Below are 9,422 nucleotides of genomic sequence, written 5' to 3' on the forward strand. Positions count from 1 at the left end.
TGAAAACTGTTTCAGACGGCCTTTTGATGATTTCTGGCTTGATTTCGTATTGTTGTAGTATAAAATCGTTTTACGCCGTGTTTTCAGACGGCCTGATCAGTTTTGGTTTTGAGAAAAGGATATTGGAAATGGCAAACCCTATTCGTGCGTTTTTGGATTATGTGCCGTCGGTTGATGAGTCTTGTTTTGTAGATGAGACTTCAGTAGTGATTGGCGAAGTGTCGCTGGCGGAAGATGTATCGATTTGGCCTTATGCTGTATTGCGCGGCGATGTGAACAGCATTTCTATCGGCAAACGCAGTAATGTGCAGGACGGCAGCGTTTTGCATGTATCGCATAAGAATGCGGCGAAGCCTGACGGTTCGCCTTTGATTATCGGCGATGATGTGACGATTGGGCATAAGGTTATGTTGCATGGCTGCCGAATTGGGAATCGTGTGTTGGTGGGCATGGGCTCGATTATTTTGGATGATACGGTTGTCGAAGATGATGTGATGATAGGCGCGGGCAGTTTGGTGCCGCCGCGCAAGCGTTTAGAAAGCGGTTTTTTATACGTCGGCTCGCCTGTAAAACAAGTGCGTCCGCTGACGGATGAGGAAAAGGAATTTTTGACGTATTCCTCTGCGCATTATGTCCGCCTGTCCGGCCAGCATAAAATTTCAAAATAAGGAAAACCAATACAATGAACGCAATTTATCTGGCTTCGGGCAGTCCGCGCCGTCGTGAGATTTTGGAAAATTTGGGTTTCACAGTACGCCGCCTTCCTGCGGATCTTGATGAAACCCCTAAAGAAGGCGAAGCTGCAGTAGAGTATGTGCGCCGTATGGCCTGCGAGAAAAATCAGGCGGCGGTGGCGCAATGGTTTGCTGCTCATGAACAAGAGCCTGAGTTTGCTGTATTGACGGCGGATACGATGGTGGCGGATGGTGCGGTTATTTTGGGCAAACCGGAATCCGAGGCGGATGCGGTCGATATGCTGGAACGTTTGTCCGGACGGACGCATCAAGTGCTGACGGCTGTATGCGTTTACTGGCAGGGCGTGCGCCATGATGTGGTGCAGACGAGCGAAGTGCGCTTTAAAACGTTGACGGCTGAGGAGATTGCAGCCTATGTTGCCAGCGGCGAGCCGATGGATAAAGCCGGTGCGTATGGGATTCAGGGCTTGGGCGGCGTATTTGTCGAGCATTTGCAGGGTAGCTTTACGGGTGTGATGGGTTTGCCGGTTTATGAGACTGCGCAACTACTGAAATCTTTGGGTTTGGAAGCGCCGCCGTTTGCTTAAAATTAGGCAAATGCCGTCTGAAAGCGTGCCGACAAAAACGCCTGTTTCAGTTACAATACTGTCTTAAACGGCTTGCTTGAAGAAAGATATGAAAGAACATAAGGCCCGGAAACGCTTCGGGCAGAATTTTTTGCAGGATACGCGGATTATTAGCGATATTGTCAACGCGGTCAGACCGCAGCCCGATGATATCGTGATTGAAATCGGCCCGGGCTTGGCAGCTATTACCGAGCCTTTGGCGAAAAAACTCAACTGCCTGCATGTTTGCGAAATCGACCGCGACATCGTACGCCGTCTGAAAACCTTGCCGTTTGCAGATAAATTGGTGATACACGAAGGCGATGTATTGCAGTTTGATTTCAACAGCATTGAAGGCAAGAAAAAAATTGTCGGCAACCTGCCGTACAATATTTCCACGCCGCTTTTGTTTCGATTGAGCGAAGTGGCAGACGATGTGATCGATATGCACTTTATGCTGCAAAAAGAAGTGGTCGAACGCATGGTGGCGCAGCCGAAAACCAACGACTATGGCCGTCTGGGCGTAATGTTGCAATATTTCTTCGATATGGAAATGTTGATTGAAGTACCGCCCGAGTCCTTTGATCCTGCGCCGAAAGTGGATTCGGCCGTCGTACGCATGATTCCGGTGAAACACCGCATCGGCAAAGCGGAAGATTTCGAACATTTTGCCAAACTGGTGAAACTGGCTTTCCATCAACGCCGCAAAACCATACGCAATAATTTGAAGGAACTTGCCGGCGATGATGATTTGCAGGCAGTCGGCATCAATCCGCAGGACAGGGCAGAACACATTGCCGCTGAGAAATATGTGGAATTGAGCAATTATCTGGTTCAAAAGGCCGTCTGAAACAGTAATGGTAATTTTTAAGTAACCTCCTATTCAATCGGGGGTTCTGGGTGATTCATATTTGTGGCACGAGTTGGCGCAGTATTTTTCCGGTAAGGATATGCCGCCTGAGCGGCACCGTTTTGAAGTAGTAATTATCGGCGCAGTTTGGGTATTGACCGGGCATCGTCTTGATAGGGAAGAGCAATTTAAAGTCAATCGGTACAATAAAGGCGGAATCTCCGGCGGCATAGTCAGTTGCCGCTTTTGGCTGGAAAAGGCCATTCCTTTGCTTTGGCAGCGGCAAGCGCAACTCAAGCCCCGAAAATTTTGGCAGTTTGGAAAGAAATAATGATTAAATTCAAAAATGTACACAAACATTTTAAAGATTTGCACGTTATCAACGGCGTGAATCTGGAAGTCAAGCAAGGCGAAGTAGTCGTTGTATGCGGCCCTTCAGGCAGTGGCAAATCTACGCTGATTCGTACGGTAAACCAACTCGAGCGCATTGAAAGCGGCGAGATTTGGGTGGACGGCATCAATGTTGCCGATCCGAAAACCGATTTGAACAAAGTGCGCGAAGAAGTGGGCTTTGTGTTCCAAGGATTCAATCTGTATCCGCATTTGACTGTCTTGGAAAATATCATTCTTTCTCCGATGAAAGTGAAAAACCAAAGCCGTGAAGAGGCGGAAAAGAAAGCGATGGAGCTTTTGGAACGTGTCGGCTTGGCACATAAAAAAGACGCGCTGCCCGGTCAGCTTTCCGGCGGTCAGCAGCAGCGTGTGGCGATTGCACGCGGTTTGGCGATGGAGCCGCGCGTCATGTTGTTTGACGAGCCGACTTCTGCGCTTGACCCTGAAATGGTCGGCGAAGTATTGAAAGTGATGAAAGACTTGGCGGAAAGCGGCATGACCATGATGTGTGTGACCCATGAGATGGGTTTTGCGCGCGAAGTCGCCGACCGTGTGATTTTTGTCGATAAAGGCCAGATTCTGGAAGACGAAACGCCGGAAGAGTTTTTTACCAATCCGAAACACGAGCGTGCCAAACAATTCCTGCAACAGGTGATGACACATTAAACTCGGGCCGTCTGAAATTTCAGACGGCATGATCGGTTTGAATGATTTTGAAAGTTGAAAATAATGTATTTTGTTGACCGTACTGCTGTCGTGCTGAAGCCGACCGCCCGTTTTTTGGAATGGCTGAAATCCGCCGATGAAAATATGCCGGACCTGACCGTCGAGCAACTGCGCACCAACTGCTCCGTATTCCTTGTGCCGCAATTTGACGAACCCGAATCCGTCATTTCTTATTTTGACGAACGCTACCAGCAGATTTTTGAAGCCGAATTGGCAGGCTGGGACATCGATAAAAGCAAATGGCCGCAAGACATGAGTTTGAAGGCTTTTTGGGAATTTTTCGATACCGAAATCCACGATATGGTTTTGGATATGGAAGAGGCGGAATTGAACATTACGCCTGTTTTCGACAATATGATGTAAAGCCGTGCGAAGTTTTCAGACGGCCTTAAAGCCCTCGCGTTCTTTGAAAATTCTGATTGTCTTCTTACACCTTTCGGCGTTGGCCTTATGTCTCGTTGAGTTTTACGGCTGGATGATGTGGCTGGGTTTGGTAGCATTGGCCGGCAGTTTTGCCTATGCTTGGCGCAGCGTTAATTTTCAGACTCGAAATGCGGTCAGAAAAATCATCATCGACCGCCAATACCGTGCGACGGTTTACTTGAATGGCGAGGAAGAGGGAAGAAGCGCGGTTTTGCAAGACAGCAGTATGTTGACGGTTTATGCTTTGTTTTTACAATGGAATGTTGACGGAAAAATAGTCAAACACTGCATCTTGCCCGATATGGCTGGCCGTGATGCTTACCGCCGTCTGAAAGTGTGGGCGCGCTGGTGCCGGGAAAAAGAAGACAAAGCAGAACTTGTGGCAGATATGGATTAAACGGCTGTTTCAGACGGCCTTTTGAAGCGATAAATACAATGAAAACATTACAAGACTGGCTTTCTCATTTGGAGACTGCCCATAGTTCCGGCCTTATCGATATGGGTTTGGAACGCGTGGGAGAAGTGAAAAAACGCATGAATTTGGTGCCGCAATGTCCTGTCGTCGTGGTGGCTGGTACCAATGGCAAAGGTTCCGTATGCGCCTATTTGTCACATATTTATAAAGAAGCCGGTTTCAAAGTCGGTACGCTGACCAGTCCGCACCTTCTGCGTTACAACGAACGAATCGCCATTAACACTCAGCCGGTTTCAGATGAATTGATTGTTTCCTCATTTGAGCGTATCGAAGCGGCGCGCGGCGAAATTTCGCTGACGTATTTTGAGTTTAATGCTTTGGCGGCCGTCGATATTTTCATGCATGAAAATGTGGACGTAATGATTTTGGAAGTCGGTTTGGGCGGACGATTGGATGCTGTGAACGTATTCGATGGCGACTGCTCGGTTGTTACCAGCGTGGATTTGGATCATCAGGCATTTTTGGGTGATACTGTCGAGCAGGTCGGTTTTGAGAAAGCCGGAGTGTTCCGTAGCGGCAAACCTGCTGTATGCGGTCAGAATCCTGCTCCTGAATCATTGGTTAAACACGCAGAAGAAATTGGCGCAAAATTGTTGATGGTTCAGCGAGATTTTGATTTTGCATCAATGGAAAGCGTACAGTGGAATTACCGCTTCCATCCGCAATCTTCAGACGGCCAAAGCCGTAACCGCAATTCCTTGCCGTTTCCTGCTTTGCGCGGTGCCTATCAGTTGTCCAATGCAGCGTGTGCATTGACGGTGTTGGAATGTTTGAACGAACAATTGCCGGTTGATATCGGCGCGATTAAACGTGGTTTGCTGTTGGTTGAGAATCCTGGCCGTTTCCAAGTTTTGCCCGGCCGTCCGCTGGTGGTTTTGGATGTCGGCCACAATCCGCACGCAGCCCGTGCTTTGCGCCGCAGCCTGATTAACCTTGCCTTTGCCCAAAAACGTACCGCCGTATTCAGTATGTTGTCCGACAAAGATATTGACGGCGTGCTGGAAATCGTTAAAGACCAGTTTGACGAGTGGAATATCGCGCCTTTAGATGTGCCGCGCGGCATGACGGTGGAGGCTTTGCAAGATAAACTGGCTGAACACGGTATCGATAATGTAAATGTTTTTGAAACTGTCGCTGCTGCCTATCGCGCTGCTTTGGCTAAAGCAACCGAAAATGATAGAATCGTTGTTTTCGGCTCATTCCATACTGTTGCCGATGTAATGGCTGTTTTGAAAGAACACTAACGAGGAAATTATCATGTCCGACAATAAACAAAAAGAAACTCCAAACGGATACGATTTAGACGGTTACGAACGACTCAAACGTCGCAACCGCCGTCGCTTGGTCTTGGCCTCCGGCTTGGTGGTGGCATCGGGTATGCTGTTCGGTCTGGCGCTGACTTCCGGCGACGATAAAAATTCACCGTTTAAAGAAGCGCCTGTCGGTCAGAGCCAAGTCAAAACGGCTGACGAGCCGAGCAAGGCCGTTGTTTTAGAGCCGAATAAAGAGGATGTCGCTGCTGCTGAAGAGGCTGCCCGCCATGCGGATGCCGAAGCATCAAATAAACCGCAAAATGCAGGCGACGAAGAAGATAATGCGCCGGTTGAAGTATTGAAGCCAAGCCGTGAATCTGCTCCCGAAGATGTTGGCGAGCCGTTGGTTTTGATCAACGATACTTTGGATGACGGTAATATTAAAGGCTTGGAAGAGTCCGAACGTATTCAACGCGTCGAGGCTGCCAAGCGTGAAGCTGCGGAGCGCCGAGCCGAAGAACGCCGCCAACGTCAGGCTGAACAACGTGCCGCTGCGGCCCGTAAGACACAAGCCCAACAGGAAGCTGCTGAGAAAGAAAACGCATTGGCAGCTAAAAAACGCGCACTTCAAGCGCGTGCTGAGAAAGCAGAGCGTGAAGCCGCTGCCGAACGCAATAAATTGGCACAATTGGAAAAAGCAGAGAAAGCCATTGCCGAGCGTAAATCTGCCAAAAACAGCAAAGACAGCGTAAAAGATAAGGCCGAGCCTGCTAAGAAAGCAGAAGCCAAAGTTGAAAAACCAAAAAATGAAAAGGCTAAACCAGAAACGGCCAAAGCAGAAAAAGCCGATAAGGTAAAAACTGCCGAGAAGCCGTCTGAAAAAGCCAAACCTAAAGCTGAAAAAGAAACAGCAGAAGCCAAGCCTGCGAAAAAAGCCGCTATTCAGGCTGGTTATGCTGAAAAAGAACGTGCGCAAAGCCTGCAACGTAAAATGAAAGCCGCAGGTATCGATTCGACCATTACTGAGGTCATGACCGATAAAGGTAAGGTGTATCGCGTGAAATCAGCCAGTTATAAAAATGCACGCGATGCAGAGCGCGATTTGAATAAATTGCGTGTACATGGCATTGCCGGTCAGGTGACCAGTGAGTAATTTGCCTGTTGCCGATTTGTTGGTGGCCGCCGTCATCGCCATCTGCATCATTATCTCGTTGACACGGGGTATTATTGCCGAAGCAGGGGCGATGGTGGCGTGGGTGGTATCGTTTATTGCTGCCAGAACGCTAGCCGTGCCGTTTGCCGATGTGGTCTTTAAATCGGTTGAGCCGCATTCCTTGGCGGTTGCGATGGGTTTTGCCGCTGTGTTTTTTCTGGCATGGCTGTTGCAGAAACTGGCACGATCGCTATTAAGCAGTTTGATGTCTGCCGTTGGTCTGGGAAGCATTAACCGTTTGCTTGGCGGCGTATTCGGTGCAGTGAAAGGTGTGATTTTGGTGACACTGGCAGTGATGGTTTTTTCACACACTGATTTGCCGAAAACGGAAGAGTGGCAAAGTTCGCACACAATTCCGTATTTTGAATCACTTGCCGATGCTGCAATGCCTTATCTGCCTGGAAAAGATACTGCAATGCCGCATCTTTCGGGTAAAGCAGTTGAAGTAGAAGAATTGGATGATTGAGTTTGACGGATTCAGACGGCCTATGGGTCGTCTGAATCCGTTTTTATTTGCGTAAATTTGACATCATATTGTTAACAATTCGAGCAAACTCATCTAAATTATTTTATAATGACGGCTTACCCATTTAATCTTCAAACTCGGAGAAGCACGATATGTGTGGTGTATTAGGTTTGGTTAGTCATGAGCCGGTCAATCAGATGTTGTATGATGGTTTGCAGATGTTGCAACACCGTGGTCAGGACGCAGCAGGTATTGTTACTGCCGAAGGCAATATATTTCATATGCACAAGGGCAAAGGCATGGTGCGCGAAGTGTTCCGTACCCGCAATATGCGCGACTTGATCGGTAATGCCGGCATCGCGCATGTCCGCTATCCGACTGCAGGCAATGCGGGCAGCAGTGCAGAAGCCCAGCCGTTTTATGTCAGCTCCCCATTCGGCATTGTTTTGGCACACAACGGTAATCTGACCAATACCGAAGAGCTGTATGAAAACGTATGCAACAAACACCTGCGCCACGTTAATACCAGCTCCGATTCTGAAGTCCTACTCAATGTATTCGCGCACGAATTACGCCGCGAAGTCTCTAAAAATACAGCCCCTTATCAACTCACCATCGACAATATTTTCAACGCCGTTTCTGAAGTACACCGCATAGTGCGCGGTGCATATGGTGTTGTAGCCATGATTGCCGGATATGGCATGGTTGCCTTCCGCGACCCTCACGGTATCCGTCCGTTGGTATTGGGTTCGCAAACCGATGAATCCGGTAAAAAATCGTATGCCGTTGCCTCTGAATCAGTTGCTTTCAACGCGCTTGCCTATGACTTGGAACGCGATATCCAGCCGGGTGAAGCCGTGTTTGTCAGCTTTGACGGTTCAATCGTGTCGCGTCAATGCAGTGATAAAGTCAAACTCAGCCCTTGTCTCTTTGAATACGTCTATTTCGCGCGTCCCGACTCCGTCATCGACGGCGTATCCATCTATCAGGCGCGTCTGGATATGGGCGTTTCTTTGGCGGAAAAAATCAAACGCGAGTTGCCCGTCGACGATATCGATGTCGTGATGCCGATTCCTGATACCAGCCGACCCAGCGCGATGGAGCTTGCCGTCCATCTCGAAAAACCATATCGCGAAGGTCTGATTAAAAACCGCTATATCGGCCGTACATTTATTATGCCCGGACAAGCAACGCGTAAAAAATCAGTACGCCAAAAACTCAGTCCGATGGAAACCGAGTTTAACGGCAAAAGCGTTTTGTTGGTGGATGATTCCATCGTGCGCGGTACGACCAGCCGTGAAATCGTTGAAATGGTACGAGCGGCAGGTGCGCGCAAAGTCTATATTGCTTCTGCAGCTCCCGAAGTGCGCTATCCGAATGTGTACGGTATCGATATGCCGACCCGTGAAGAACTGATTGCAAACGGCCGCAGCGCAGCAGAAATCTCGGCTGAGATTGGCGCGGACGGCATTGTTTTCCAAAACTTAGAAGACTTGGAAGCAGTAGTCAAAGCACTCAATCCAAAAATCGAATCCTTCGATTCTTCATGCTTCAACGGTGTTTATCAAACTGGTGATATCGATGAGGCGTATCTGAACCGCCTCTCTACCGAAAAATTAGGTTGTGGCGGCTTGAAAGTACATCCAAGCAAAATGGAACACAGCATCAGTATCAGCGATAGTGATGATGAAGAATAAAGTAAATTGACTTACAATAAAGGCCGTCTGAAAATTAACGTTCAGACGGCCTTTAATTATGTTTTAGACACATTATGAGTACCGAAACCAAAAATTACATCACACCTACCGGCTGGCAGGCATTGAAAGACGAACTTTATCATCTGGTTAACAAAGAACGCCCGGAAATCGTCCAAATCGTTAACTGGGCGGCAAGCAATGGCGACCGCAGCGAAAATGGCGACTATCTTTACGGCAAACGCCGTATGCGCGAAATCGACCGCCGTATCCGCTTCCTAACCAAACGCTTGGAAGCTGCCGTCGTCGTCGACCCTGAAGCGCGTGAAGCCACGGACCAGATTTTTTTCAGCGCCACCGTTGGCTTATTGCGCGGAGACGGTCGTGAACAAACCGTCAAAATCGTCGGCGTAGATGAAATCGATACCGCTAAAAACAAAATCTCATGGATTTCCCCTTTGGCACGCAGCCTGATTAAAGCACGCGAAGGCGATGAAGTTGTCTTGGATACACCGGAAGGACGTGAGGTTATAGAGATTCTGTCGGTGGAATATATTAAGATTGACTGATTATGCGTGAATAAAGCGAATGAAACTACAAAAGGCCGTCTGAAAAATATACTTTCAGAC

General features: G+C 48.5%; 12 protein-coding genes. All 12 read left to right on the top strand.

What is annotated here, in order from left to right; translation table 11 throughout:
- The first annotated feature begins 128 nt into the window (after positions 1-128).
- The 12 genes from HMPREF3052_RS06365 (at position 129) to greB (ending at position 9,362) form a co-directional block, all read left to right on the top strand.
- The gene (locus HMPREF3052_RS06365; RefSeq protein ID WP_049350611.1) at positions 129-668 is read left to right on the top strand and encodes a gamma carbonic anhydrase family protein; all 540 of its coding nucleotides are present in this window, start codon (positions 129-131) and stop codon (positions 666-668) included.
- A gap of 14 nt (positions 669-682) precedes the next feature.
- Positions 683-1,282 carry a Maf family protein gene (locus tag HMPREF3052_RS06370; protein ID WP_070749220.1) on the top strand — a complete coding sequence of 200 codons (600 nt, stop codon included), beginning with the start codon at positions 683-685 and terminating at the stop codon, positions 1,280-1,282.
- 88 nt (positions 1,283-1,370) lie between these two features.
- Positions 1,371-2,150: a 16S rRNA (adenine(1518)-N(6)/adenine(1519)-N(6))-dimethyltransferase RsmA gene (gene rsmA, locus HMPREF3052_RS06375; RefSeq protein ID WP_049329405.1), complete on the top strand. Its 780-nt coding sequence runs from the start codon at positions 1,371-1,373 to the stop codon at positions 2,148-2,150.
- 61 nt (positions 2,151-2,211) lie between these two features.
- Positions 2,212-2,481, top strand: coding sequence for a hypothetical protein (locus HMPREF3052_RS11390; RefSeq protein ID WP_083318797.1), 270 nt, complete (start codon positions 2,212-2,214; stop codon positions 2,479-2,481).
- A complete protein-coding gene (locus HMPREF3052_RS06380) occupies positions 2,481-3,209 on the top strand; it encodes an amino acid ABC transporter ATP-binding protein (protein ID WP_003747231.1) in 729 nt (242 codons plus the stop codon). Before HMPREF3052_RS11390 ends, HMPREF3052_RS06380 begins: the two co-directional genes overlap by 1 nt.
- 63 nt (positions 3,210-3,272) lie before the next feature.
- Positions 3,273-3,632: a hypothetical protein gene (locus HMPREF3052_RS06385; protein WP_003747228.1), complete on the top strand. Its 360-nt coding sequence runs from the start codon at positions 3,273-3,275 to the stop codon at positions 3,630-3,632.
- 4 nt (positions 3,633-3,636) lie between these two features.
- The gene (locus HMPREF3052_RS06390; RefSeq protein ID WP_070749221.1) at positions 3,637-4,089 is read left to right on the top strand and encodes a protein YgfX; all 453 of its coding nucleotides are present in this window, start codon (positions 3,637-3,639) and stop codon (positions 4,087-4,089) included.
- A gap of 38 nt (positions 4,090-4,127) precedes the next feature.
- A complete protein-coding gene (gene folC / locus HMPREF3052_RS06395; RefSeq protein WP_070749222.1) occupies positions 4,128-5,411 on the top strand; it encodes a bifunctional tetrahydrofolate synthase/dihydrofolate synthase in 1,284 nt (427 codons plus the stop codon).
- A 13-nt stretch (positions 5,412-5,424) separates the two neighbouring features.
- Positions 5,425-6,573: a cell division protein FtsN gene (gene ftsN / locus HMPREF3052_RS06400; protein WP_003685335.1), complete on the top strand. Its 1,149-nt coding sequence runs from the start codon at positions 5,425-5,427 to the stop codon at positions 6,571-6,573.
- Positions 6,566-7,099, top strand: a complete 534-nt coding sequence (locus HMPREF3052_RS06405) for a CvpA family protein (protein ID WP_070749223.1) — start codon at positions 6,566-6,568, stop codon at positions 7,097-7,099. Before ftsN ends, HMPREF3052_RS06405 begins: the two co-directional genes overlap by 8 nt.
- Before the next feature lie 152 nt (positions 7,100-7,251).
- Positions 7,252-8,796 (top strand): amidophosphoribosyltransferase, encoded by a 1,545-nt coding sequence (purF, locus tag HMPREF3052_RS06410; protein WP_070749224.1) that lies wholly within the window; start codon positions 7,252-7,254, stop codon positions 8,794-8,796.
- A gap of 74 nt (positions 8,797-8,870) precedes the next feature.
- Positions 8,871-9,362 (top strand): transcription elongation factor GreB, encoded by a 492-nt coding sequence (greB, locus tag HMPREF3052_RS06415; RefSeq protein WP_003685038.1) that lies wholly within the window; start codon positions 8,871-8,873, stop codon positions 9,360-9,362.
- Positions 9,363-9,422: the final 60 nt, after the last annotated feature.

Source organism: Neisseria sp. HMSC056A03 (genome assembly GCF_001815685.1).
GTDB classification, from domain to species: domain Bacteria; phylum Pseudomonadota; class Gammaproteobacteria; order Burkholderiales; family Neisseriaceae; genus Neisseria; species Neisseria subflava.

Excerpts from the sequence above, each read along its gene's own strand:
- HMPREF3052_RS06365 (WP_049350611.1), top strand. The coding sequence starts at position 129 with ATGGCAAACCCTATTCGTGCGTTTTTGGATTATGTGCCGTCGGTTGAT.
- HMPREF3052_RS06370 (WP_070749220.1), top strand. The coding sequence starts at position 683 with ATGAACGCAATTTATCTGGCTTCGGGCAGTCCGCGCCGTCGTGAGATT.
- rsmA (WP_049329405.1), top strand. The coding sequence starts at position 1,371 with ATGAAAGAACATAAGGCCCGGAAACGCTTCGGGCAGAATTTTTTGCAG.
- HMPREF3052_RS06380 (WP_003747231.1), top strand. The coding sequence starts at position 2,481 with ATGATTAAATTCAAAAATGTACACAAACATTTTAAAGATTTGCACGTT.
- HMPREF3052_RS06385 (WP_003747228.1), top strand. The coding sequence starts at position 3,273 with ATGTATTTTGTTGACCGTACTGCTGTCGTGCTGAAGCCGACCGCCCGT.
- folC (WP_070749222.1), top strand. The coding sequence starts at position 4,128 with ATGAAAACATTACAAGACTGGCTTTCTCATTTGGAGACTGCCCATAGT.
- ftsN (WP_003685335.1), top strand. The coding sequence starts at position 5,425 with ATGTCCGACAATAAACAAAAAGAAACTCCAAACGGATACGATTTAGAC.
- purF (WP_070749224.1), top strand. The coding sequence starts at position 7,252 with ATGTGTGGTGTATTAGGTTTGGTTAGTCATGAGCCGGTCAATCAGATG.
- greB (WP_003685038.1), top strand. The coding sequence starts at position 8,871 with ATGAGTACCGAAACCAAAAATTACATCACACCTACCGGCTGGCAGGCA.